The following is a 24,938-nucleotide window of genomic DNA, read 5'->3' on the forward strand; positions in this document are numbered from 1 at the left end:
GGTGTGAGGGTTTTACGCCACCCGGCAGATTTTGAGCATGTTGGTGCCGCCCGGCGCCCCCATGGGCTCGCCGCAGGTGATGGCGTAGATGTCACCGCTTTGCACGATGTTTCTGCGCAGCAAGTGGCCTTCCGCCTGATCCAGCGCCGTATCCCGGTCGGCACTGGTGTCCATGAGCAGGGGCCGCACGTTACGGTAAAGCGCCATCTTTCGCTGCGTGGCCAAGTGCGGGGTCAATGCGTAAATAGGCACGCGGATATCATGGCGGCTCATCCACAAAGGCGTGGAACCGCTGTCTGTAAGTGCCACGATCGCCTTCGCGCCAAGTCGATTGGCCGTAAACAAGGCGCCCATCGCAATCGACTGATCGATACGGGTAAACGTTTTACCGGTGAAATCGGCCTCCAATTCTTTGTACTCAGCTTTTTCGGCCTCTGCACAAATCTTGGCCATCTCCTCGACTGTCTCCAGCGGATACCTGCCAGCGGCGGTTTCGGCGCTGAGCATCACCGCATCAGTGCCGTCCAGCACGGCGTTAGCCACGTCGCTGACCTCTGCCCGCGTGGGCACCGGATTCAGAATCATGCTTTCCATCATCTGGGTGGCGGTGATGACGACTTTATCCGCGGCCCTCGCCATTTTGATCATGCGCTTTTGCAGCGCAGGCACCGTCGCATTACCGACTTCGACCGCCAGGTCGCCACGCGCCACCATGATGCCGTCGCTGACCCGCAAAATTTCTTCTAGCTGGGGGATGGCCTCAGCCCGCTCAATCTTGGCGATCAGACCCGGCTTGTGCTTGTAAGGTGCGGCAGCCACATTACACAGTTGGCGCGCCATTTCCATGTCGGTGGCATTTTTGGGGAAACTCACGGCCACATAGTCGGCCTGAAAGCTCATTGCGGTCTTGATGTCTTCCATATCCTTGGTCGTCAGCGCAGGCGCGGTAAGGCCACCGCCCTGCTTGTTGATGCCTTTGTTGTTGGACAGTTCACCGCCCAATTTGACGGTGGTGCGCACTTCTTCGCCGCACACCGCGTCGACGGTCAACACAATCAAACCATCATTGAGCAATAACAAGTCGCCCGCCCGCACGTCGCGCGGCAGCTCTTTGTAGTCCAGCCCCACGCCTTTAAGATCGCCCGGCACTGTACGGGACGCATCGAGTACAAATTTTTGACCGGGCTCCAGCATCACCTTGCCTTCGGCAAATTTACCGACCCGAATTTTAGGGCCTTGCAGGTCCGCCATGATGGCAACCTCGCGGCCAGCTCGTTGGGCCGCCTCGCGCACCAGCTTCGCCCGTTCGACATGGTCCTGGGCCGTGCCATGGCTGAAATTCAGGCGCACCACATTGACACCGGCACGGATCATTTTTTCCAACATCGCGGGATCGCTGGAAGCAGGGCCGAGGGTGGCAACGATTTTGGTGGCACGACGCGTCATTGAAGGTCTCCCGTAATTTAGTCTCTGATTTTCACACGAAATCAGTCACCACCGAGACATCAAAACGAGGGCCGGGTGATGGTGGGTGAGTGTCGGGCAGCGGCATCAGGCTGCAATTGATTGGGTCAGGTCGGCCCCTGCAAAAACGCAACATCGATGCTCTGGCGAACAATGCGAATGCGGCGCGCACAAAGGCTGCGCCGCCAAGACCGGGACGCTAGCCAAGTTGGTCAAAAATGCAGACACCGCACGGTATGATCAGTTTTCCACCAAGGCCCGCGTCGCCACTCGGCAGCGTCCACAGTTCGCGGCCCGTCCAAAGCAAATCGCACACGGAGTTTCGATGCTAGGTTTTGATACACGGATCGCAAAAATTGTCTGGACCGTCTTTGTAATCGGGCTCCTGCTGTTCATTGTTTTCTCGGTACGACAGACCATTCTTGTCGTTACGTTTGCAATATTCTTCAGCTATCTTCTTTATCCTCTGATTGAGTTGGCGGAGCGCTACAAACCACCCAGGATTCCGCGTATCGTTTCAATTTGCGCCGTGTTCGTGTTGGTACTCGGAATCTTCGCTATCGCCGCCAGTTTGTTTGGCTCGCAAGTCGCGGACGAAGCGAGCCGACTCAGCCAACAGTTACCAAGTTTGTTAGACGTCAAGAATATTTCAGACAGAATACCGTTGCCAAATTTTCTACAGTCGCAACGTGTTCGGCTGGTCGCGTTTGTCAGCGAGCAATTGCAAAGCAGCTCCGGACAGGCGGTTCCTTTTGCTCAGAAACTGGGACTTGGCGTCATGCACGCAGCCTCCAACCTGATCTACCTCGTTCTGATTCCAATCCTGAGCTTTTTGCTTATCAAGGAAGCGCCGACCCTGAAGCGTGAAGTGCTGGCATGGATAGGCCACACCAACAGCTCGTTGTGGGCCGGCATCATTGAAAACCTGGATAAGCTCCTGGCGGGCTATGTGCGAGCACTGCTGATTTTGTCGATAGTGACGTTCATCGTCTACAGCACGGGATTTACCTTGATGGGAGTTTCCTACGCGCTGCTGCTTGGCGTCGTGGCGGGCCTGCTGGAAGTGATTCCGTTTGTCGGTCCGCTGATCGCGGCCGTCGTAGTGGTGCTGGTTTCAGCCTTTAGCGGCTATCCCCATCTACTTTGGCTGGTGGTGTTTATCTTCGCGTACCGGATCTTTCAGGATTATGTATTGAGCCCGTATCTAATGAGCGCCGGCCTGGAGGTCTCGCCGTTAATGGTCATCATTGGGCTGCTGGCAGGCGACCAACTTGGCGGGGTAGCCGGCATCTTCCTGGCCGTACCCGTCCTTGCAGCCCTGAAAATTGTTATTGCGGAAGCGGCGAAAAGTGCAAAAAAAACGGGAACTATGCGGTTTTGAATTGCACGGCGCGGATGCCCGTGCCGGTTCCTTACGCTGTCCAATAGGCTCTGCCGAAAATAGCCGGACCGAGCGTCTATTCACGGCATCCTACGCTTGATACCTTAAACCTTTTTAGATCGGGTAGCGGTTTCATTTTCCCAAGTGTGCACACGAAGAAATAATCCCAATCGCCAGCACGAAGTCCGCCAAAATGAAGGTATTTTCAAATCGTTTCTCTCAGCTGCGAGCTGCTTTCTGCTGCCATGCCGACCTTCCCTTAGGGGCCATTCGTCACTGCTGGCAAAGCGCGATTCCGGTACCCGGAAAGCTGGCGATAGATCGATTCAATGATTTGTCTGTCTCGGTCTGGACGAGTCCGTCGCTGACTCCCTGATAAAGCGGCCATGTGCGCAGAGAATCCTGATCAAAAGCCTATTGATGTAAGCTTCCCTCTGACGCCTTGAAAAAGTGCTTGATTGGCGCTTCCGTGGCCGCGCAGCCTTCTTGAATCAACCTATGAATGAAATTCCGATTTATTTAGGGTTATTTGATTTAACCCTCGCGCCGGAATTGAAGTGATTTATCAATTGCGAACCAAAGGCCTCGCCAACAAGCTTTATAAAAAAATGCAGTGCTGGAATCAACAATCGCTTACATTTTAAACACCGGCCTGGATTTATTGTTTTCAATCACCGAGTTGAGCCGACAGGTAATGCATCGGTCCCGAAAACGGCGACATGAATGAGCAGGCGCTTGAGCAAGCGATCCGTGAAGGTCGGCCGCGGATCCTATTAGCGGCGGGCCTGCGCGGCTGGCACGCCAAAGCCCAGGGGGGTATGCGGAAACCACTAGAATTTGGCAGCCCCTGGCGGATGTCACGCCCTTATCTAAGACAGGATTTACACCTTGCGCTACACCGACGTTTTTGCGCTTACACCGAAAGGCGAACAAGAGTTGCGCAATTCGGCCACCACAATTTCACCGCTAGAGGTCGAATTTCTGGTGCGCCTCGATGGCAACTTGTCACTGGCTCAGATTTACCAGGGCATGGATGCTGCAGTTGCCGAAACCTTCGATAAAACCGTGGCGCTGGTGGTAGGCAAGGGACTCGCGGCATTTGTCCAGCCAGACCCCTTTGCTGCATCGCTGCAGTTCGGTCTTAGCAGTTCGGCGCTGCATCAGGCCGACGCGGAAGCCGATATATGCGCCGCATCGCTTAAAAAATCCAACTACTATGTCCGCATTGCGCGTAAGCGGGGCGCGCCCCGCCAGCGTGCGGCAGGTGAGCGGATGTCAGCCGTCATTGTTGATGATGAGCCGCAGCTCGCCAAGTTCCTGAGTTACTTCCTAACGTTTGAAGGCTTCGATGTACGCGTCGCCAGCTGCCGCGCCGAGATCGTGGCGGAGTTTCGTAAACTGCCGGTCCCCGATTTGGTTTTGCTTGACGTCACGCTTCCCGATGCAGACGGTTTTGACATCCTGCTCAGAATCCGGTCTCATCCAGCATTGAAAGACGTACCCGTCATCATGCTGACGGCCAAGGCAAGCCGGGAGGGAGTTCTCAAGGGTCTGGCGGGAGGCGCTGACGGGTACGTCACAAAACCTGTCGAGACTGACTCCTTGCTCCAGGCGGTACGTACTGTGGTGGGCTTGAAGTAATCAGGAAGACCGACGCAATGGATCCCTTTTCTTTTGAGCAGTCCTTAGGAACGCCGAAGGTATCTGGTCACTGGGCACATCGGTCTGCGGGCCGAGTCAGGCCGTCGTAAAGCCGCGCCCTCCCACCGCCATAACGGGGCCTTGTGCCGGACTACAGGCCTCAGCGGTGGCGCTACTGCGAACTGTGGACGGGGTTATAACTAGGCAGGCTGCCCAAGAGCGTTTGAATGGCCAGACCCACCTGTACAGTCATTGCCGGTGTCAAAGAACCTGTCGAATTGACAAGCGGATGGACCGCCAGTTCAACCACTCGAGCGGCTTCTCCAAGCGCAGCAAAGCCGAATGTCGCGCTAGAGCCAGCCAAACTGTGCGCTTGTCGCTCCAGACTGTCCAACGCGTGTGCATCCTGCCGGTCGTCAAGGATCTGACGCCAGAGCGTTTCGATGCCAGCGAGTCGTTGGGGCAAGGAACGGCGGTAATCCGCACGCTGCTGTTCCATAAAGACCAGGAAAGCGGGATTGGTTTGAGTCATAGCGGCAGGACGGTGGTTGGCGACCTGGCTCGAAAGCGGCCACTAAGTTGCAAAGTGCGCGGACGGGACAAGTGTTTACAACGACAAAGGCGCGAACAACGCGGGTACGCTCCTGGCTTTATAGTATCGAAGCGTTTCACAGCTTCTTTCATCCACCCGCCCGGCGCTCCAGAATCTCAAATGCGGGCAGCGTTTTACCTTCCAGAATTTCCAGGAAAGCACCGCCGCCGGTGGAGATATAGTCCACCTGCTTTTCGATGCCGTATTTGGCGATGGCTGCGAGCGTATCCCCTCCGCCAGCAATCGAAAATGCGCTGCTTTCGGCAATAGCGCGGGCGATGCCTTCAGTGCCTTTGGAGAAGGCATCAAACTCGAACACCCCGACGGGGCCGTTCCAGACAATCGTGCCGGCCGCCTTAAGCTGGGCCGCCAGTTTGGCGGTAGTGTCGGGGCCAATGTCCAGAATCAGGTCGTCGTCGGCAACCTCCGTCGAGGCCTTCACGGTGGCCGGTGCGTCGGGGGCGAAAGTCTTGGCGCAAACCACGTCGGTGGGAATCGGCACTTCGGCGCCACGCGCTTTCATGGCCTCCATCACGACTTTGGCCTCTGGCACCAGATCAGCTTCCACCAGACTTTTCCCAATCTTCAGACCCGCTGCGAGCATGAAGGTATTGGCAATGCCGCCACCCACAATCAGTTGGTCGACATTGGCTGCGAGGGACTTGAGGATCGTCAGCTTGGTCGAAACCTTGCTGCCCGCGACAATCGCAACCAGCGGCCTGCGCGGGTTGGAAAGTGCGGCCGTGATAGCGTCCATTTCGGCCGCCAGCAGCGGACCGGCGCAGGCAATCGGGGCATATTGCGCAATGCCATAGGTTGAAGCTTCAGCGCGGTGGGCCGTCCCAAACGCGTCATGCACAAAAATGTCGCAAAGAGCGGCCAGCTTGCGGGCTAGCGCTTCACTGTTTTTCTTTTCGCCTTTGTTGAGGCGGCAGTTTTCCAACAGCAGCAACTGGCCCGGCTTGATGTCCACGCCATCGACCCAGTTGGAAACTAACGGAATCTCGCGTTTCATCAACTCGCCCAAGCGCTTGGCCACGGGCGCCAGTGAGTCGGCGGGCTTGAATTCGCCTTCTACCGGGCGGCCGAGGTGGGAGGTCACCATCACGGCGGCGCCAGCGTCCAGCGCCATTTGCAAGCACGGAATGGAGGCCCGGATACGGGTGTCCTCGGTGATGTTTCCGCTGGTGTCCTGCGGAACATTCAAGTCTGCACGAATGAAAACGCGTTGGCCCGCAACCTTGCCGCGGCTACACAAGTCGGAAAAACGGATGAAATTCATGAGCGCTCACAAAATGAATGAATGGTCTTGCAGGCCGAGCGGCCATGCTGAATGTCTGTGATTGTAGGCGGGCGAGTTGCGGCGGAAATCTGCAGGCCCGCTACCGATTCCCCGGCCTAGATTACCAGCCTAACGCCAGATGCAGCGGCAGGTAAACCGCCATGCCGATCACGATGGTGCCCAGCACGGCTTGCCCGGCCCCCCGGCGCCAGAAATAAAACGCAACGCCCGCAGCCGCGCCGTAGATGCGCGCGTCCTGCCAAGAAGCGATCAGCTGCCCCTGCGTTATGACCAGCGCGGGTGCGATGACGGCCGCCAAGGCAGCAACCGGTGCGTACTGCAGGCCCCGCTGCGCCCAGCGCGGTAGGTGCCATGGGCGGCTGGAGATAAAAAAGAAGCTGCGCGTGACGACAGTGACGACCGCCAGACCCACGATGACGCCGAGTGTCCCCCAATTGGTCATAAGGCCTTCAGTCCGCTACTCGTTTTCATGTCGGGGTCTTGGGGGCCGCGCGGGCGTTTCAAAAAGCAAGCAAAGCGCTACTGCCGCAGCGATTGCCACCACGCTGTTGAGGTTGAATGGCAAGGCAACCGCCGCCACCGCTGCCGCGCCTGCCACGCCGGCCGAGACGCGACGCATCGGAGTCGAGGCGAGCGAACACGTCACCCCGATCAGGGCCAGAATACCCGCAAAACCCAAGCCCCATTGCGGCGGAATCCATTGTGCCAACGCGATGCCCAGCAGGCTTGCTGCTTGCCAGCTCAACCAGTTCAGTCCGCCACCGCCGGCCAAATAGGCAAATTGCGCCTGGCGCTCGGCCGAATCCACGGGAGGATGGGGAAAGCGGCGCACAAAGAGGACGTAAGACATGTCGGTGGCAAGGTACCCCGCCAGCAAACGCACCGGACGGGGCAGGTGCATGACATAGCTGCGCAGATGTGCGCTGAATACGACAAACCGCAGGTTCACGCAAAAACTGGTCGCCAGAATGACCCATACCGGGGCGCTGGCGGCAATGAGCGGAATGGCTGCCAGTTGCGAACTTCCGGCATATACCAGCAACGTCATCGCTACGGCCTCAGTCGCCGACATCCCGGAGTTGACCATGGCGACGCCGGTCATCATGCCCCAAGCGGCCAGACCGGGTGCCACGCCGGAAATCTCTCGCGCGCCGAGCCGGAACTCAGGACGATGAACCAGCCTGGACAGGGCGAGACGGAGGCGCGCTACGGAGCTAATAGGATCTCACAGAGGCGGCAGGTCGAACGATTGACCCGCGTGCAAGGGAAAGCCGCGCAAAAAATCAGCGGCGGGCAAGCGCTTGCCGCCTGCGCGCTGCAGCTCCGTCAACGTCAGCACCCCGTCCCCGCCCACTACCTGCACACCGGCGGCCTCTGCAGACAAGATAGTCCCAACGGGCTTACCTGAGGGGGACGAACAGCTATCGATTTGAGCGCTCCAGAGTTTGAGGGTGTCTGCACCGAACTGCGCAGTGGCTCCTGGGTGAGGGTTCATGGCGCGAAGATGCCGCTCAATCACGGCCACGGGCTGCCTCCAGTTCACTGCCGCTTCCGCCTTCTCGATCTTGTGAGCGTAGGTGATGTCCTGGTCGGGTTGTTTGACCGGGCGCAGGCCTCCACAGGCCGCCAGTTCCAATGCCTCCACGATGAGTCGGCCACCGAGCTGCGAAAGTTTGTCATGCAGGGTGGCGGTGGTATCTGGCGTCGCACCGGTCTGGACGATGGGAAGCTTTTCCACCAGCAGCGTATCGCCAGTGTCCAGCCCGGCATCCATCTGCATGATGGCCACGCCCGTTTCCTGGTCACCGGCCTCGATAGCGCGGTGAATCGGTGCCGCCCCGCGCCAACGCGGCAGCAAGGAAGCATGAATATTCAGGCAGCCTAGCCTGGGGAGATCAAGCACCCACTGCGGCAAAATAATCCCGTATGCCGCCACCACCATGACATCGGCGCGAACCGCTTCCATCGCTTGACGGGCCAAGTTCGCATCGTCAGGATATTTGCCGTCCAATCGCAGACTGCGGGGTTGGATCACCGGGACTCGCTGGTTTTCAGCCCACTGTTTGACGGCCGACAGCTGCAACTTCATGCCACGCCCGGCGGGTCGGTCCGGCTGGGTTAACACCAGAGCAATCTCAAAGCCGGCGGCGTGCAATCTTGCCAACGCCACGCGGGCAAACTCGGGAGTACCGGCAAAAATGATGCGCATAGTGCCGATTCTAAAGACTCAACAAAAAAATCCCGCGGTGCCGCACCGCCGCGTGGTCTTCAACTTACCGAATCACGTTCTTCGTCTTTTTTCTGCTTGATCATTTTGGTCTTGATGCGGTTGCGCTTCAAAGGCGAAAGGTATTCCACGAATACCTTTCCTATCAAATGGTCCATTTCATGCTGGATACAAACCGCCAGCATGCCTTCAGCGCTATGCACGCAGAGCTTGCCGTCCAGATCCAGCGCCTGTACCTTGACGGCGATTGAACGCTCGACCCCGTCATAGATACCAGGCACCGACAAACAGCCTTCGTCACCGACGCGGGTCTCGGCGCTGGCCCAGACGATCGCGGGGTTGATCAGCACGAGCGGCTGGTCGCGGCTTTCGCTCACATCAATCACGATCAAGCGCTCGTGCACGTCCACCTGCGTCGCCGCTAGGCCAATACCCGCCGCTTCATACATGATCTCAAACATGGCGCCAGCGAGCTTGCGCAAGCGTGCGTCTACAGCGGTCACAGGAATGGCTACTGTGTGCAAACGTGGGTCGGGATAGCGAAGAATGGTCAGTTGGGTCATGGGGGCAACAAGTGAGATGTCGCTATTTTCGCCACTTTTGTCCGTTTTTTAAACGTTACGATCTTCCCAGAATCGGGTAATCGTTGCTTAATCAAGGGCTTAAGGTCAGAATCGTGCGTCACTTCTCAAGATAAAAACAGGGTCCGGCGAGTTCAATTTCGCTAAATTGGAACCACGCCAGCCTCAAGGGCCTTCAAGATGCAAACTATTTTTGGTCGTTTTAGTCATATTTCAATAGCAACCGCCGCCTTGTTGGGAACCACAGTTGGCCTACATGCGCAAAATTTCCCGATTACCCCGAATCAAAGGGCGACGGCTACCCAGGTCGCAGATTCCGGCGTGGCCTTGGCTGACTTGGCACCCAATGCGCCAGACCGCTACAGCGTCAAGCGTGGTGACACCCTCTGGGCGATCTCTGGCATCTTTCTCAAAAGTCCGTGGCGCTGGCCAGAATTGTGGGGCATGAATCTTCAGGACATCCGCAACCCGCACCGCATTTACCCTGGCCAGCAGCTCTATCTTGAAAAAACCAATGGTCGGGCAACTTTACGCACCCGCCAGGCAGCAAGCGACGGTCCGCCCACCGACACGGTAAGAGTCTCTCCCACCACCCGGGTCGAATCGTTGGCGGACACCTCCATCCCCACGTTGGCCCCCAATGCCATCGAACCGTTCCTGAGCGAAGCCATGATTGTGGACGAAGTCGCATTTGCGACGGCGCCGCGGATTGTGGCTGCGCAGGAAGGTCGGGTGCTTCTCAGCCGTGGCGACCGTGCGTACGCGCGAGGCGGATACGCGGGGGCCAACACCACCGGGAAGCCCCTGAGCGACGCGAAAGGCGAACCGCTTAACTACAGAGTCTTTCGCAATGCCACGCCCTTGAAAGATCCGACCACCCAGGAAATCTTGGGCTATCAGGCGCAGTATGTGGGCAAAGCCGAACTGGTGCGCGGTGAATCCACCGACCACACAACTGACAAAGAAGGGAAAGAGCAAATCGAAATTGTGCCGGCGACCATCGACATCGTCGCCACCAAAGAGGAAATGCGGGCGGGTGACCGTCTGATCCCAGAACCAGCCCGTGAATTGCTCAGCTACGTCCCTCGCGCACCTGCTACCGCCATCACCGGGCAGATTGTCGCGGTTTATGGGAACGCCGTTGCCATTGCGGCAGAAAATCAAATTGTGGTGATTAACCGGGGCAGCAGCGACGGGATCGAGAAGGGTCACGTCATGGCCCTCATCAGGGACGGCGAGCGCCTGCAGGATAAAACCGACAGCGCCCGACCACAGATCAAGCTGCCCAACGAACGCAATGGTTTAATGATGGTGTTCAAGAGCTTTGAGCACCTGTCTTATGCGCTGGTTCTGCAAACGACCGAGGGCGTCAAGGCCGGCGACCGCTTCACCAACCCGAATTGAGACTTTCAACGGTTGCCACGAAGCCAGCCCCCTCCTCTTAAAACCAGCGTTTTAGTGGACTCTCACGAGCTTCGCGCGTGGCTACGGTTGACCTTGTCGCCCGGTGTAGGTAACGCCACTTCACGCAAGTTACTGGCTGCCTTCGGGTCGGCACAGGCCGTTTTTGATCAAAGCGCAGTGACCTTGCGACAAGTCGGTTCCGACAAGCTGGTCAGTGCGCTCCAGATCGAGCCGCTGACTTTGGCCGCCCAGTTGCAAACCACCCTCGACTGGCTGCACGCTGGCGACGACCGGCGCGTGGTGACCCTGGGCGATGCTGCTTACCCGTCTGAGTTGCTCGATATCGAAGATCCGCCCCTGATGCTCTACATGCTTGGGACCGCCGCGATCCGGCTACAACCAGCGACAAAAGCAATAGCGCTCAACCTGGCCATCGTAGGCAGCCGAAATCCCACACCCCAGGGCGAAGACAACGCCCGGCAATTTGCCAAGGCGTTTGGCAGCGCCGGACTGTGTGTCGTGTCGGGACTGGCTCTGGGTATTGACGGCGCTGCCCACGACGGCGCAATGCTGGGTGGGGGAGAGACGATTGCGGTGGTTGGAACCGGACTGGACCGGGTCTATCCGAAAAGACATTTGGCGCTGGCGCACCGGATTGCCCAGCAGGGAATGATCATCAGTGAATTTCCGCTCGGCACGCCTCCGTTGATGGCCAACTTTCCCAAGCGCAACCGTATCATCTCCGGGCTGTCCCGAGGTACGCTGGTGGTTGAGGCAGCATTGCAATCAGGCTCGCTGATCACGGCGCGGCTGGCTGCAGAACAAGGCAAGGAAGTTTTTGCCATTCCCGGATCCATTCATTCACCCCAATCACGCGGCTGCCACGCACTCATCAAGCAGGGCGCCAAATTAGTGGAGTTGGCGCAAGACGTGCTGGAAGAGTTGAATCTTCCACTGATCAGCCTGGTCGAAAGCTGTTACGGCGCTTCACACGCGGCGGATGGCGATGATCCGGGTGCCGGCTGGCCCTCGAATGACCCGCTCATTGCGGCTCTTGGCTTTGATGCCGCGAGCCTGGATGCATTGCAGGCGAGAACTGGACTTGAAACTGCCCAATTGCAAGCACAGTTGCTTGAACTCGAACTGAACGGACAGGTCGCGCGCCTGCCCGGCGGTTTGTTTCAACGCCTGACAGCGGCCTGAAGCCTCCCACGCAATCCTCCCTAACGGCGTTGACACTGTCGCCCCTATCTGCGTTATATTGAATCTATGTTTGAAGTATTGGTCTATGTTTACGAGAATTATTGGCAAGGTGACGCGTGTCCGGAACTACAGCGGCTGGGTCGCAAACTCACTGCAGCTGGATTTGAAGCGGAAGAGATCCAGGCGGCTCTTGTTTGGCTTGACGGATTGAATATCGCAGCGCAGGTGACGCAGATCGGCCTCCCTGCAAAGACGCCGGCGGGCATTGCCGGAGCCCTTGCGGTTCATCCCGGCATACAGCCGCAGTCGGCCGACAGCCTTCGTGTTTACTCGACGGCCGAACAGGCTCATCTCGGTGCACAAAGCCTCGGATTTGTGAGTTTCCTGGAATCATCCGGCGTGCTCCCCTCCCATATGCGAGAGATTGTTATTGACCGTGCCATGGCGGCACCGGGAGAGCCAGTAACGCTGGACGACCTGAAAATTATCGTGCTCATGGTGTACTGGAGCTTTGGCGAGGAGCCCGATGCACTGGTTCTCGACGAATTGTGTGACGACACGGCGTTTCGCGTCGCCCACTAAACGCCTGCGCAGGGCCGTCACTACCCCAGTAAGCGCTCTGGATTGGCGTCCAGTTTGGCCAAAGCGTCGCGTGTGGCGCGGACTGTCAGGGCCTCTTCTTCCATAGGCACCAGTAAACCCGCTTGCAAGTAGGACGCCAACCGGCGCGCCTGAATCAAAAAGTTGCGCCCGTCGGCAGCCGCAAACAGATGCAAATGCTTTCGATCGCTGCACCAGACAAACTGAACTTGTCTGACTTGGCCGTTAGTGTCCAGGCTGAACCAGGCGCCCAACTGAAGTTCTTTTACCCAAGCGCGCATGGCGTCTGTGGGGTAGCTGCCACCGTCAGTGATGACGTCAATATCTGCGGCATCAATGCCAATCATCGTCACCAGACTGGCCGTATCCAGCGGCAAGTCGCCGACATCGTCATCCGACAGATAGTCTTCCAGATTTGTCAGCCGCTTGGCCATGGCTTCAACCCGCTCCACCGAGAGCGCGTCGGTTTTAGACATGAATGCGTCCGCAAGGATGTCACTGATTGCTTTCAAATGACCGTCCTGTGCGGGTATTCCCAAGCCCAGCAGAGACATGCCGAGGCGCAGGAGTTGCAGCAGTTTGGGTAAATCGGCAATGACACGGGCACGATCAACCCGATTTGGTTTGGCGCTTGCGGCCCAGACCAAGTCCGCAGCAGCCCGCTTGAGCGTAAGGGTTTCTGCGTGCTGCGGGCCATTTTTCATCGCCGCAATGGCCAGCGCTTCGGCCCATATTTTGAATAGAAACCCTCGGATCTCTTCGCGCACCGGCATGTCATTGAGCATGTTCCGCATCTCAATGGTGTACTGAATGGTCATGGTCTCTTTTTGCTCGACCTGCTGGACCACACTGACCGCGCGGGCTGTGCTGTCTTGTTCGGAAAAGAACTTCGACAAAAACTTTTCAAACTCCTCGCTGACGAGTTGAAATACCCGGCGCCCGGTTTCTGGATACTGCTCTATAACTTGCACAATCCGCTTGATTTCAAATTCTATCGCTCCGCTTGAGACCGTGACACCAAACCCCAGCACGCAGGAGCCCATGCGGTCGATCAGCCGACGCGCCGGATGCTGCAAGGATCCGAAAAACTCGGGTTCGGCAATCGCCACACGCAGCACGGGCATTTGCAGCCGCGCAAACCAGACCCTGATCACGGGCGGAATCCGCTCTTCGGCCAAAATACTCTGAAACATCAAGGCCACAATTTCGATGGTCGCCTTTTCCGCAGATGTGGCAGCCGCCTGTTTAAGCGTGCTGCTGCGCTCGCGCAGTGCGCCCAGAGCCTGAGCGATGTCCGCCTGACCGTACACTTGGCCTGGGGCCTCTGCCAGCAAAGTACGCTCCGCGCCACTTTCTTCCGCCCGTAGAACGCTGGCCATCGCCTGAGCGAGCGGCACAGAAGGCCGAGTGGCCTGCTTGATGTCAAAATCCGAAACTTGCTTTGAAAGTAACCGCTTGAGGTTCCCCATCACGTCTTGGGCGCGTTGGCGCGCTCTGGCCAAAGGTGTGGCGGCAGTTTGCATGCGCGTCTCGTTAGCAATGGAGTCGTTTGAGCCCCCATTCCCGAACCCCTGCCCAGCACCTGCGGCGCTCCTGAACGCCGATAGGCTGTCAGGAGTCCTTGAGCCCGCAGTGCGCCCGCCGCCATCGCCTGAACTTCGCGGCTCAAATCTCGATCGTTCGTACGAAGGCTCCAGAGCGCTATTTAAACCTGACCTAACAGTTGTAGCCGAAGGAGTGCGCTTGACCAATGGCCGCAGATCAATTTCTACCATCACCCCTTGGCGGACCAGAAATTCATTGGTCGCGTGATAGGTCTTCAGCATGTGCTCGCCCATGCCTTTATAAATCAGGTCCTGGACCATCAACCATAAATACTGCGGGAGAGGTGCCCGCGTCCACTGTTCGACCAACAGCTGGGCCAGCACTTCGGGGCGAAAGATATCCTGCTTATCCAATTCGGAAATGGCTTCCAAATTTTGCACGCGCAATCGCAGATCATTCAACTCCCAGCTCATGAAATCGAGCAGGCGCAACGCCAGCCGGGAGGCGAATATCTTGCTCTCCATCATGTCGTCGCTCACCAGCTCGAGTTTGCCGCTGTTCCCAACTCTAGCTTCGGAAGTCACCGAAGGAGCGGCTTGCGCTTTCATCCAGGCCTGACCCGTGCCCTGCACCCAGACCGCACCATTTTTCTGGAAAACCAGGAAGGCGTCGCGCCGTTCCTGCATTTCGCGGGCTCCGCCAGGCTGGTCGGCCAAGAGTGCCAGTTTGTCTCCAATGGCTTTAGCCAACTCGGGTAACACCCGCACGGCAAGCTCTTTAAATAACGCCCGTGCCTGCTTGGCTAGAAGACTATTCTTGTTAATACTGGAAGCCACAACTACCCTGAATGGTTAGCCTTTAGCTTACACCGTGGCACCTGCGTTGGGGTCGTTGGGGTCTTCTTCCTTCTTTGGAGGGCCCTTGATAAGATCTTCGCGCTTGATACCCAGCCACATGGCGATCGCGGCAGCCACGAACACCGACGAATAGATACCGAAGAGAATGCCGATGGTCAGCGCCAGGGCGAAGTAAAACAGGGTGGGCCCGCCAAACAACAGCATGGACAACACCATGATCTGGGTCGACCCGTGGGTAATGATGGTACGGCTGATGGTGGAAGTAATCGCGTTGTCGATGATCCCCACGGTATTCATTTTCCGGTAACGGCGGAAGTTTTCCCGGATCCTGTCAAAAATTACTACGGACTCATTGACGGAATAACCCAGCACGGCGAGTACCGCAGCCAGTACCGCGAGCGAAAACTCCCACTGAAAAAATGCAAAAAATCCGAGAATAATGACCACATCATGCAGATTTGCAATGATGGCCGCCACCGCATATTTCCATTCAAACCGAAAGGCAAGGTAGACCATGATGCCAAAAACCACCATGGCCAGAGCTTTCAACCCATCTTGAGCCAGCTCTTCGCCCACTTGAGGGCCCACAAACTCCGTTCGGCGCAGCACCACATCGCTGTTGGCAGTCTTTAACGCTGCCAGAACTTTGTCGCTTTGCTGAGAGGTGCTGACACCTTTTTGAGCCGGCAAGCGGATCATCACATCACGCGAGGTGCCAAAATTCTGAATCTGAACATCGGTCAGGCCCAGTCCTGCCACCGTCGTCCGGATTTTTTCGACGTCAGCGGCCTGTGCGTAATTGACCTCCATCAAGGTGCCGCCGGTGAACTCTACAGACAGGTGCAGACCCCGGGAAAAAAGGAAAAACACCGCCAGCGCGAACGTCGCAAAACTGATGCCGTTAAAGATCAAGGCATGCCGCATAAACGGAATGTCACGTCGGATTTTGAAGAATTCCATCTGGGGTCCTTGGGAAGCTGCTCAGCAAAAAGAGGTGAATTATTTCGCCACGGTACCGGAAGCCGCAGGCTTCCACACCGTGCCAATGGACACCGTCTTGAGCTTTTTCTGACGGCCGTACCAGAGGTTAACCAAGCCGCGCGAGAAAAACACCGCCGAGAACATGCTGGTCAAAATACCGATGCAATGCACAACGGCAAAACCGCGGACGGGGCCAGAGCCAAACGCCAATAGCGCCAGCCCGGCTATCAGGGTGGAGATGTTGGAATCCAGAATGGTGGTCCAAGCCCGCTCATACCCCGTGTGAATAGCCGCTTGCGGGGAGGCACCGTTGCGCAATTCCTCCCGCACGCGTTCATTGATCAGCACGTTAGAGTCGATGGCCATGCCCAATGCAAGCGCCATCGCCGCCATACCGGGCAACGTCAAGGTCGCTTGCAGCATGGAAAGCACCGCCACAAGCAGCAACAAGTTGACGGCAAGCGCCAATCCGGAAAACAGGCCGAACAGCATGTAATAGACCGCCATGAAGGAAACAATCACCACGAAGCCCCAAGACACACTGTGAAAGCCTTTAGAAATATTGTCCGCCCCCAACGTCGGGCCAATCGTGCGCTCTTCAATAATTTCCATCGGGGCGGCCAGCGAGCCCGCACGCAACAACAATGCCAGGTCATTGGCTTCAGTCACACTCATGGATCCGGAAATCTGGAAGCGGTTGCCGAGTTCACTCTGGATGACCGGTGCGGTCAGCACTTCGCCCTTGCCCTTTTCGAACAGCAGGATTGCCATGCGCTTCTTGATGTTTTCACGACTGGTATCGCGCATGATGCGTCCGCCCTTGGCGTCAACCGTCAAGTCAACCTTGGGCTGCTGGTTCTGAGAATCGAAGCCCGGCTGCGCATCCGTCAGGCTTTCGCCGGTCAGGATCACCTGTTTCTTGACAATCACAGCTTGCCCGTTGCGCTCAAGGAAACGCTCGGATCCGAAAGGTACCGGCCCGGTGTTGTTCTCTGCGGCTCTCGCCTCGGCGCCATCTTCTACCAGACGCATCTCCAGCGTGGCCGTGCGTCCAAGAATGTCCTTGGCCTTGGCCGTATCTTGAACACCCGGCAATTGCACCACAATGCGGTCTTTACCCTGCTGCTGAATGACCGGCTCGGCAACGCCCAGCTCATTAATCCGGTTGTGCAGAGTCACCATGTTCTGCTTGAGCGCCTGGTCCTGCACGCGACGTGCGGCCTCGGGCTTGATGGTGGCGGTTAATTTGTACTCGCTACCTTCTGGAACATCGACCGTCTGGAGATCCTGAAACTGATCTTGGATAAGCGCTTTGGCAGACGCCAGGGTTTCGGAGTCGCGGAATCTGATTTCAATGGCCTGCCCGTTGCGACTAATGCCGCTGTGCCGAATATTTTTTTCGCGCATCGACAAGCGAAGATCGCCGGCCTGGGACTCCGCCCGCTTGGTAAGTGCCGCCTGCATGTCCACCTGCAGCATGAAGTGCACGCCGCCGCGCAGATCCAGCCCCAGATACATAGGAAAGGCATGCAGCGAAGTCAACCACGCCGGTGAGCGCGACAGCAGATTAAGCGCCACCACATAAGCCGTATCGGTGGGGTCCGGCGACAAGGCCCGCTCGACCGCATCTTTGGCTTTCAGCTGCGTATCGGTATCGCCAAAACGGGCTTTTACGGAACTGCCTTCTAGCGTGATGGCATCCGCCTTGATGCCCGCGTCCTTCAGCGCCTGCTCCACCCGGGCCATGGTGGTACTGTCAACCTTGGTGGTGGATTTAGTGCTGGAAACCTGCACTGCCGGCGCTTCACCGAAAAAATTGGGCAGCGTATACAAAGCTGCCATCAGCAACGCGACCACAATGATGGCGTACTTCCAGGCCGGATAACGATTCATGAGAGGGCTGTTCCTGATGGGCGGAGAGAGAAAGGGGCCTTGATTACCTCAACGGGCCCCTACGCGTAATGCCGTATGGTTTACTTGGTGGTGTTGATAGCGCCCTTGGGCAACACCTGGACGATGGCACTGCGTTGCAGCTGCACTTCAACGCCAGGGGCAATCTCAAGCGTCAGATAAGCCTCCCCCAACTTGGTCACTTTGCCTAACAGACCGCCTCCGGTGGCGACTTCATCGCCTTTTGCCAACGCCTCAATCATGGTACGGTGTTCTTTTTGCTTCCTCATTTGTGGGCGGATCATCACAAAGTACAGCACGACAAACATGAGCACCAACGGCAGCATGCCGGTCAGTGAAGACATCCAGTCGGTGCCTACGGCGGCAGTCGGAGCGTTTTGGGCAAAAGCAGAAGAAATGAACACAGCTAACTCCACAACTATTTAAAAAGACACTGACAGGGGCTCCGGCCTGTAGAGCCAGAACGAACATCGTGTGATTGTATGCGGCGGGCGGAGCTAAAAGGTGTCATAGGCGCGCGCCCGGCCATTTTCGAGCCGGATTCGAAAGCCGCCGCAACCCACAGCAGCTCCTGCGCTCTCGGCTCATGCCACTTTCTGTTCGATGGCAGACGAAGGCTGACGGAATGATTGCATCAACGCCGCCCATTGCGGCCGTGCCGACGCAAGGTGGCGAGCTTTGACATGGCCGTACCCTTTTATCAGTTCGGGAATCCTGGCGATTTCCAGTCCGACGACATGGTTCCGAGCGCTAAGGCCTGTCAGCACCTCTTCCATGCTCGCCCTGTATTCATCGATAAGCGCGCGTTCCGTCCGCCGCTCTTCGCTGCGCCCAAAAATATCCAGCGGCGTGCCGCGCAAACCTTTGAGTCGTGCCAACACCTTGAAGCCCGTCGTCATCCAGGGACCAAATTTTTGCTTTTGCAGCTCTCCCCGCTCGTTTCTGGGCGCTATCAAAGGGGCTGCCAGGTGGTAATTGAGTTTGAAGTCGCCTTCAAACATGGCGTTGACCTTGTTGAGAAAACCGGCATCGGTATGCAAGCGCGCCACCTCATACTCATCTTTGTACGCCATGAGCTTGAAGAGGTAGCGGGCCACGGCCTCGGTCAATGTGGTTTTCCCCAGAGGCGCTTCGACGGCGCGCACTTTGTCCACAAAGCCTTGATAGGCCTGTGCGTAGGCAGCATTCTGATAAGCCGTCAGGAAGTCCACCCGCTTGGCCACCATTTCATTCAAAGACGGTTTTTTGACGAACTCGATCACTTGCGCTGCCTTGAACATGGACTGCACGGAAGCAAGATCGTGCGCGCAGCGACGGCCCCATTCAAAAGCCGCCTTGTTGTTATCGACCTGCACGCCGTTGAGCTCAATCGCACGCATAAGCGCCGCGTGCGACAGCGGTACACGCCCTTTTTGCCAGGCAAATCCCAGCATCAGGGGGTTGGTGTAGATCGAGTCGCCAATCATCTGCACGGCCACTTCTTCGGCATCGAAGCTACCCATCAACTCCGCGCCCACCGCGTTACGCACCGCGCTTTCGCAATTGCCGCCGGGGAATTGCCAATCAGGATTGGTTACGAACGCCGCCGTCGGGGTGCCATGCGAGTTCATCGCCACATAGGTACGCCCGGGCTGCATGACAGCAAGGGTGTACTTGGCCGCAGCCACAATCGGGTCGCAGCCAATCACCAAGTCAGCCTTGGCGGTATCAACCTTGGTGGTGTAAATAGCCTCGGGCCGGTTGGCGATCTGGATATGGCTCCAAGTGGCGCCGCCTTTTTGCGCCAGTCCGCCAGCGTCCTGCGTGACGACACCCTTGCCCTCAAGGTGCGCGGCCATGCCCAGCAACTGGCCGATGGTGATGACCCCGGTGCCGCCCACCCCCCCCACCACGATGCCCCAGGCGGTTTCAGCCACAGGCAAAACAGGCTCGGGAATCTCGGACAAACCAGTGGGAAGCCCTTTTTTCTCCTTTTTAGGTTTTTTCAATTGCCCCCCTTCAACCGTCACAAAGCTCGGGCAAAAACCCTTGACGCAGGAGAAATCCTTGTTGCAAGTGTTCTGGTTGATGCGGCGTTTGCGGCCAAATTCGGTTTCCACCGGCTCCACCGACAAACAGTTGGACTGCACCGAGCAGTCGCCACAACCCTCGCACACCAGTTCATTGATCACCACCCGTTTCTCGGGGTCGACCAAAGTACCCCGCTTGCGGCGGCGGCGCTTTTCAGTGGCGCAGGTCTGGTCATAAATGATGACGGTGGTGCCCTTAAGCTCCCGAAACTCGCGCTGGATGCGGTCGAGTTCATCACGGTGATGCACCTCTACCCCCTCCAGCAACCGTGCACCCTGGTACTTCTCCGGCTCGTCGGTCACGATCACCAGCTTGCTCACGCCTTCGGCATCGAGGCTCCGCATAATCTGCAGCACCGAGTGGCCCTCAGGGCGCTCACCCAGAGGCTGACCGCCGGTCATGGCTACCGCATCGTTGTAGAGGATTTTGTAGGTGATGTTGACCCCGGCCACTATGCTTTGACGGATCGCCAGCAGACCGCTGTGGAAGTAGGTGCCATCGCCCAAATTGGCAAAAATATGCGGGTCACGGGTGAACGCGGACTGCCCCACCCACGTCACGCCTTCGCCGCCCATCTGGGTGAAGGTAGAAGTTGAACGGTCCATCCACACCGCCATATAGTGGCAGCCGATCCCGGCGACTGCGCGGGAACCCTCCGGTACACGCGTGCTGGTGTTGTGGGGACAACCGCTGCAAAACCAGGGGGCACGGTCTCCGGTTTCAACCGTCAGCTCAGTCAATGCACGTTCGCGCGCTTCGATCACCGCCAGTCGCGCGTCCATGCGAGAAACAATGTCCGCCGGCACGCCCAGCTTTGTCAAGCGCTTGGCGATGGCCTTCGCAATGATGGCGGGCGTCAGGTCCGCCTTGGCACGTAGCAACCAATGGTCGCTCGGATTGGACCGCCCCCATTCGCCGCCCGAGGCATCGCCTTCGGGTTCATCAAATTTGCCCAGAACATTGGGCCGCACGTCGTCGCGCCAGTTGTAGAGTTCTTCCTTCACCTGGTATTCGATGATCTGGCGCTTTTCCTCAACCACCAGGATTTCTTGCAAGCCCCGCGCAAAGTCGCGGGTGATGGTGGCTTCTAGAGGCCACACCACGTTGACCTTGTGCAGCCGGATGCCCAACTGATGGCAGGTTTCTTCGTCCAGCCCGAGATCAACCAGTGCCTGCCGGGTGTCGTTGAAAGCTTTCCCGCTGGCAATAATGCCGAAGCGGTCGGTCGCTGTCGCAATCACATTGTGATTGAGCTTGTTGGCCCGGATGTAGGCGAGCGCGGCATACCACTTGTAGTCCATCAGACGCGCCTCCTGGTCCAGCGGCGCGTCAGGCCAGCGAATGTGCAGGCCGCCCGGTGGCATTTGGAAATCCTCCGGAATAATGATCTTGACGCGTTCAGGATCGACCTGGATCGAGCTCGACGACTCCACCACTTCCTGAATCGTTTTCATACCGGCCCAGACGCCAGAAAATCGGCTCATGGCGAATGCATGCAGACCCATGTCAAGGATGTCCTGCACACTCGACGGGAAAAACACAGGCAAACCGCAGGCCTTGAAAATGTGGTCGCTTTGATGCGCAGCGGTCGAACTCTTGGCGACATGGTCGTCGCCGGCAATGGCGATTACGCCGCCGTGTTTGGCGGTACCTGCCATGTTGGCGTGCTTGAACACGTCCGAGCACCGGTCCACCCCTGGGCCCTTGCCATACCAGATGCCAAACACGCCATCGAACTTGTTGCTCTGCGGATAAAGGTCGAGCTGCTGGCTGCCCCACACCGCCGTTGCGGCCAATTCTTCATTGACGCCCGGCTGGAACACGATATTTTGTGCCGCCAGGTGCTTCTTGGCCGCCCATAACGCCTGGTCGTAACCGCCGAGTGGCGAACCACGGTAGCCACTGACAAACCCGGCAGTATTCAGGCCACTCATGGCATCGCGCATGCGCTGCAGCATGGGCAAGCGGACCAGCGCCTGCACGCCGCTCATGAAAGCACGGCCGTGGCCGAGAGAATACTTGTCGTCCAGCGTGACCGTTTCTAGCGCTTTTCGAATGTGCTCGGGAAGTGGTGCGTTCATGTCGTTGTCTCCAAATTATTTGTAATACCGCCTTTTGGGCAGCTGCAAGCGAGGCCAAACCCGGGTGGGGTCAAGTCTCCAACTGAACGCAAAGTGTATGCCGCGCAGCAAGATATGTCTTTGCGTTCTTTGCCCGATTTAGACTATCCCTAGAAAGATTCTTGCTAGAAAATAGGATAAATGGAAACATTAGACAAGTTTGATCTCGCGATCCTGAATGAGTTGCAAAAAGATGCGCGCCTGACCAATACCGAGTTGGCGTCCCGCGTAGGCCTGTCGGCGGCGCCCTGCTGGCGGCGTGTGCGGGCGTTGGAAGAGTCGGGTTTCATCACCGGCTACCGGGCCGAGATCAACCGCCACAAGATCGGCTTGGGCGTACTGGCTTTTGTGCGGCTCGACGCAGCGCAGAGTACCGGCCACGTGCTGCCAGCCCTCGAAGAGGCGATCCGCAAAATTCCCGAGGTCATCAGCTGCCATTACATCAGCGGTACCGGCACCTTCGAATTGCAGGTGGTGAGCTGCGATCTGAACACCTTCAGTCAGTTCGCGCGCGACGTGCTCATCAACCTGCCCAACGTCAAGGATTTGCACACCAGCTTCTCGCTCGGCGAGGTGAAAGCCAGCAGCGCGCTGCCGCTAGGCCATCTGGCGCGCGGGAAAGCTTAAATTTTCACAAAATACGATTGCAGCCAACCGGGCATAGTTGTCAAAAACTATAGCTTTAACAACCGGCAAAGACCCATTCGGATGCACCGTCAAACCACGGAAGCGCGCTGGTGTTGGAAACCAGTGGGGCAGCTACCGTGGCCAGAGAACCCAGAGCCGCAGTGGCTGATTGACGCGCGCAGCCATCTCACCGGCTTGTGGTCCGGTTCCCGCAAAATAATCCGCCCGCACCGCACCCACAATGGCACTTCCGGTGTCCTGCGCCACCACCAGCTTTTGCAGGTTGGCCGCGTTGCCGCGCGACGCTAGCCAGACTGGCGTTCCATAAGGAATGCTGTCGCGATCCACGGCAATGGATCGTCCCGGCGTGAGCGCCACGCCTTGAGCGCCTTTGGGGCCGAACGCGGCATCAAAATTACTCAGCGCCTCTTCGCGGAAAAAGATAAACCGAGGATTGCTCCAGAGCAACTGCTGCACGCGCTGCGGGTTTTGCAGCGCCCAGGCTTTCGTAGCGTCCGGCCACGGATTGATTTTTGTGACGCCTTGCGCCAACAGCCACTGGTTCACACTCCGGTAGGGCTGGTCATTGGACCCTGCGAACGCGACGCGGACCACGTGCTGCGAACCGTCGGGCTCGCTGATATCAAGACGGCCCGACCCTTGTATTTGCAGCATCAGCGCATCAATAGGATCTGCCACCCAGGCGATTTCCCGACCTTTTAGCGCCGCTCTGGCTTCGGGCAGCGTGTCGATTTCCTGCCGCGAGAACCACGGCTTGCGGCTGCCCAGCGTGCTGGGTGCGCGGTACAAAGGCACTTCATACGCCCCGCCAGTCATGCGACTGGCTTTCAGCACCGGTTCGTAGTAGCTGGTGAGCAAGCCTTCGGACCCGCCCTGCAGGGTCTCAACCCGATAGGGCTGCAGCCGGGCGACCATCCAGACACGCTGCTCCTCCGCCGAGGCGATGCTCAGGCGCCGAACTTCACCGCACAGGGGCGCGAAAATCGGACCCGGCCGCTCGCAGCTTTTGAGCCAGGCGTTCCAGGCCTCAAACAACTGATCCTCTTCAAATCCCGGCAATTCGGCCCAACGCACCGGAACCCAGCGACTCTTACCTTGCACCAGAGGCGCGGGCAAAGGGCCGCTATCGCCAGGACGACTCCCGGCGGTCACGGGCGCAGCAACAGGCACCGACGGCATAGACGATGAAGGCGGCATGGGGGGGCTGGCGCATGAAGCTAGCAGCGCCGCCATGGCGATAATGGGTGCCAGTCGTATTGACCGCGTTAAGACCGTATTTGCAACCCAAGGAAATGTCATGTCCCTACTCTTGCTAGAAGCCCTGGGCGCGTTGCTGCTGTTCGTGTTCATTGTGTGGTGGACGATGTTTTCCGGTCGTAAAAATGGTGAACTGCAGCGCGGTTCGGAATCCTCTGCGTCCAGCCTGGAATCAGACCAGTCCGCTGAAAAAAAATAAATCGCTGGGTTACCGGCTCGACAATAAGTTGGTTCGATTTAGCGACCACTCGTTCCCCATTTTGTCAAAAACTCCAGCGCAACGCACCTAGGAGTGTCCTACCGGGCCAGCGACGGGCGCTGGTTTGGCCCGCTGATGAAGCACCGCTTACAAGACGCGATGATTTAACGCCGGCAGGCGACGCCGCATAGCTTGCAGATGAGGCCCAAGAACTTCAGCCATCACCAGTCCTGCGCCTTGCGGCTGCTGCGCCAAAATCTGGCCCCACGGATCCACCACCATGCTGTGACCCCAGGTGCGGCGCGCATTTTCATGGGTACCGCCTTGGGCGGCTGCCACCACATACGCCAGATTCTCAATCGCGCGGGCGCGCAACAATACTTCCCAATGGGCTTGTCCGGTAGTGTAAGTAAAAGCGCTCGGCACCAGCAACAGGTCCGCCTTCAAAGCCCGATAGAGCTCTGGAAAACGCAGGTCGTAGCAAACGCTCATGCCGATGGCGTAAACATGACCGTCTTGTGAGGCCAACTCAAACTGCACCGGCTGTGTACCGGGCTCCAGCACGCGGGTTTCGTCGTAGTGTTCTTGGCCCTGCGCAAACCTGAACAAATGGATCTTGTCGTAGCGTGCCACACAATCGCCTGACGGTGCATACGCCAGCGAGCAGTTGCGCGCGCGGCTCGGGTCAGCGGTCGCCATCGGCAGCGTTCCGCCAACAATCCAGAGTCCCAACTGACGGGCCGAATGACTCAAAAAATCCTGGATCAAGCCGCAGCCAGGCGTCTCCTGAAACTTTAATTTGTCGGTGTCCTTGAAACCCATCACACAAAAGTATTCGGGCAGAACCGCCAGCTCGGCGCCTTGTGCTGCGGCCTGCGCCAGCCAGTGCGCGGCGGCGTCCAGATTGCCCTGAACGCTGACGCCTGAAACCATCTGGATAGCGGCAATTTTCAT

Annotated in this window: 21 protein-coding genes; 7 read left to right on the forward strand and 14 right to left on the reverse strand. The window is 57.9% G+C overall.

Features of this window, described 5'->3' with window-relative positions; translation table 11 throughout:
* Positions 1 to 12 precede the first annotated feature (12 nt).
* A complete protein-coding gene (gene pyk, locus HHJ16_RS05290) occupies positions 13 to 1,446 on the reverse strand; it encodes a pyruvate kinase (protein ID WP_293641367.1) in 1,434 nt (477 codons plus the stop codon).
* 343 nt (positions 1,447 to 1,789) lie between these two features.
* Between pyk and HHJ16_RS05295 the strand changes: the two genes are divergently transcribed.
* Complete coding sequence (locus HHJ16_RS05295; protein WP_293641369.1) at positions 1,790 to 2,845, forward strand: AI-2E family transporter; 1,056 nt, start codon at positions 1,790 to 1,792, stop codon at positions 2,843 to 2,845.
* Between the two features lie 888 nt (positions 2,846 to 3,733).
* Entirely contained in the window at positions 3,734 to 4,486 is a 753-nt protein-coding gene (locus HHJ16_RS05300; protein ID WP_293641371.1) for a response regulator, read from the forward strand.
* Between the two features lie 172 nt (positions 4,487 to 4,658).
* Here HHJ16_RS05300 and HHJ16_RS05305 read toward each other — a convergent pair whose 3' ends face one another.
* The 6 genes from HHJ16_RS05305 to def form a co-directional block, all read right to left on the reverse strand.
* Positions 4,659 to 5,018 (reverse strand): Hpt domain-containing protein, encoded by a 360-nt coding sequence (locus HHJ16_RS05305; protein ID WP_293641373.1) that lies wholly within the window; start codon positions 5,016 to 5,018, stop codon positions 4,659 to 4,661.
* A 148-nt stretch (positions 5,019 to 5,166) separates the two neighbouring features.
* Positions 5,167 to 6,360 (reverse strand): phosphoglycerate kinase, encoded by a 1,194-nt coding sequence (locus HHJ16_RS05310; RefSeq protein ID WP_293641375.1) that lies wholly within the window; start codon positions 6,358 to 6,360, stop codon positions 5,167 to 5,169.
* A gap of 121 nt (positions 6,361 to 6,481) precedes the next feature.
* Entirely contained in the window at positions 6,482 to 6,823 is a 342-nt protein-coding gene (locus HHJ16_RS05315) for an AzlD domain-containing protein (RefSeq protein WP_293641376.1), read from the reverse strand.
* A gap of 15 nt (positions 6,824 to 6,838) precedes the next feature.
* Positions 6,839 to 7,522, reverse strand: a complete 684-nt coding sequence (locus HHJ16_RS05320) for an AzlC family ABC transporter permease (protein WP_293641568.1) — start codon at positions 7,520 to 7,522, stop codon at positions 6,839 to 6,841.
* Between the two features lie 84 nt (positions 7,523 to 7,606).
* On the reverse strand, positions 7,607 to 8,590 hold the full coding sequence (gene fmt, locus HHJ16_RS05325; protein ID WP_293641377.1) for a methionyl-tRNA formyltransferase: 984 nt from the start codon (positions 8,588 to 8,590) through the stop codon (positions 7,607 to 7,609).
* Between the two features lie 59 nt (positions 8,591 to 8,649).
* Complete coding sequence (gene def, locus HHJ16_RS05330) at positions 8,650 to 9,171, reverse strand: peptide deformylase (protein ID WP_293641378.1); 522 nt, start codon at positions 9,169 to 9,171, stop codon at positions 8,650 to 8,652.
* A gap of 198 nt (positions 9,172 to 9,369) precedes the next feature.
* On the opposite strand from def, the gene HHJ16_RS05335 reads away from it, so the two are divergent.
* The 3 genes from HHJ16_RS05335 (at position 9,370) to HHJ16_RS05345 (ending at position 12,378) form a co-directional block, all read left to right on the forward strand.
* A complete protein-coding gene (locus HHJ16_RS05335) occupies positions 9,370 to 10,593 on the forward strand; it encodes a LysM peptidoglycan-binding domain-containing protein (RefSeq protein ID WP_293641380.1) in 1,224 nt (407 codons plus the stop codon).
* Positions 10,594 to 10,647: 54 nt separating this feature from the next.
* Complete coding sequence (gene dprA / locus HHJ16_RS05340; RefSeq protein WP_293641381.1) at positions 10,648 to 11,796, forward strand: DNA-processing protein DprA; 1,149 nt, start codon at positions 10,648 to 10,650, stop codon at positions 11,794 to 11,796.
* Positions 11,797 to 11,862: 66 nt separating this feature from the next.
* On the forward strand, positions 11,863 to 12,378 hold the full coding sequence (locus HHJ16_RS05345; protein ID WP_293641383.1) for a DUF494 domain-containing protein: 516 nt from the start codon (positions 11,863 to 11,865) through the stop codon (positions 12,376 to 12,378).
* A gap of 20 nt (positions 12,379 to 12,398) precedes the next feature.
* Here HHJ16_RS05345 and HHJ16_RS05350 read toward each other — a convergent pair whose 3' ends face one another.
* The 5 genes from HHJ16_RS05350 to HHJ16_RS05370 form a co-directional block, all read right to left on the reverse strand.
* Positions 12,399 to 14,777, reverse strand: coding sequence for a DUF1631 family protein (locus HHJ16_RS05350; RefSeq protein WP_293641385.1), 2,379 nt, complete (start codon positions 14,775 to 14,777; stop codon positions 12,399 to 12,401).
* 27 nt (positions 14,778 to 14,804) lie between these two features.
* A complete protein-coding gene (gene secF / locus HHJ16_RS05355) occupies positions 14,805 to 15,758 on the reverse strand; it encodes a protein translocase subunit SecF (protein WP_293641387.1) in 954 nt (317 codons plus the stop codon).
* A gap of 39 nt (positions 15,759 to 15,797) precedes the next feature.
* Positions 15,798 to 17,672, reverse strand: a complete 1,875-nt coding sequence (secD, locus tag HHJ16_RS05360) for a protein translocase subunit SecD (RefSeq protein WP_293641389.1) — start codon at positions 17,670 to 17,672, stop codon at positions 15,798 to 15,800.
* Between the two features lie 80 nt (positions 17,673 to 17,752).
* Positions 17,753 to 18,094, reverse strand: a complete 342-nt coding sequence (gene yajC, locus HHJ16_RS05365; RefSeq protein ID WP_293641391.1) for a preprotein translocase subunit YajC — start codon at positions 18,092 to 18,094, stop codon at positions 17,753 to 17,755.
* A 180-nt stretch (positions 18,095 to 18,274) separates the two neighbouring features.
* Positions 18,275 to 21,841: an indolepyruvate ferredoxin oxidoreductase family protein gene (locus tag HHJ16_RS05370; RefSeq protein WP_293641392.1), complete on the reverse strand. Its 3,567-nt coding sequence runs from the start codon at positions 21,839 to 21,841 to the stop codon at positions 18,275 to 18,277.
* A 180-nt stretch (positions 21,842 to 22,021) separates the two neighbouring features.
* On the opposite strand from HHJ16_RS05370, the gene HHJ16_RS05375 reads away from it, so the two are divergent.
* The gene (locus HHJ16_RS05375; protein ID WP_293641394.1) at positions 22,022 to 22,507 is read left to right on the forward strand and encodes an Lrp/AsnC family transcriptional regulator; all 486 of its coding nucleotides are present in this window, start codon (positions 22,022 to 22,024) and stop codon (positions 22,505 to 22,507) included.
* A gap of 132 nt (positions 22,508 to 22,639) precedes the next feature.
* Here HHJ16_RS05375 and HHJ16_RS05380 read toward each other — a convergent pair whose 3' ends face one another.
* Positions 22,640 to 23,827, reverse strand: coding sequence for an MltA domain-containing protein (locus tag HHJ16_RS05380; protein ID WP_293641396.1), 1,188 nt, complete (start codon positions 23,825 to 23,827; stop codon positions 22,640 to 22,642).
* On the opposite strand from HHJ16_RS05380, the gene HHJ16_RS05385 reads away from it, so the two are divergent.
* Positions 23,826 to 23,984 carry a hypothetical protein gene (locus HHJ16_RS05385; protein WP_293641397.1) on the forward strand — a complete coding sequence of 53 codons (159 nt, stop codon included), beginning with the start codon at positions 23,826 to 23,828 and terminating at the stop codon, positions 23,982 to 23,984. The two genes, HHJ16_RS05380 and HHJ16_RS05385, sit on opposite strands and share 2 nt — an antisense overlap.
* Before the next feature lie 147 nt (positions 23,985 to 24,131).
* Here the strand turns inward: HHJ16_RS05385 and HHJ16_RS05390 are convergent, their stop codons facing one another.
* Positions 24,132 to 24,938 (reverse strand): carbon-nitrogen hydrolase family protein, encoded by an 807-nt coding sequence (locus HHJ16_RS05390; RefSeq protein ID WP_293641398.1) that lies wholly within the window; start codon positions 24,936 to 24,938, stop codon positions 24,132 to 24,134.

This window comes from Polaromonas sp. (assembly GCF_012927485.1).
In the GTDB taxonomy this organism is placed as follows: Bacteria; Pseudomonadota; Gammaproteobacteria; order Burkholderiales; family Burkholderiaceae_C; genus Polaromonas.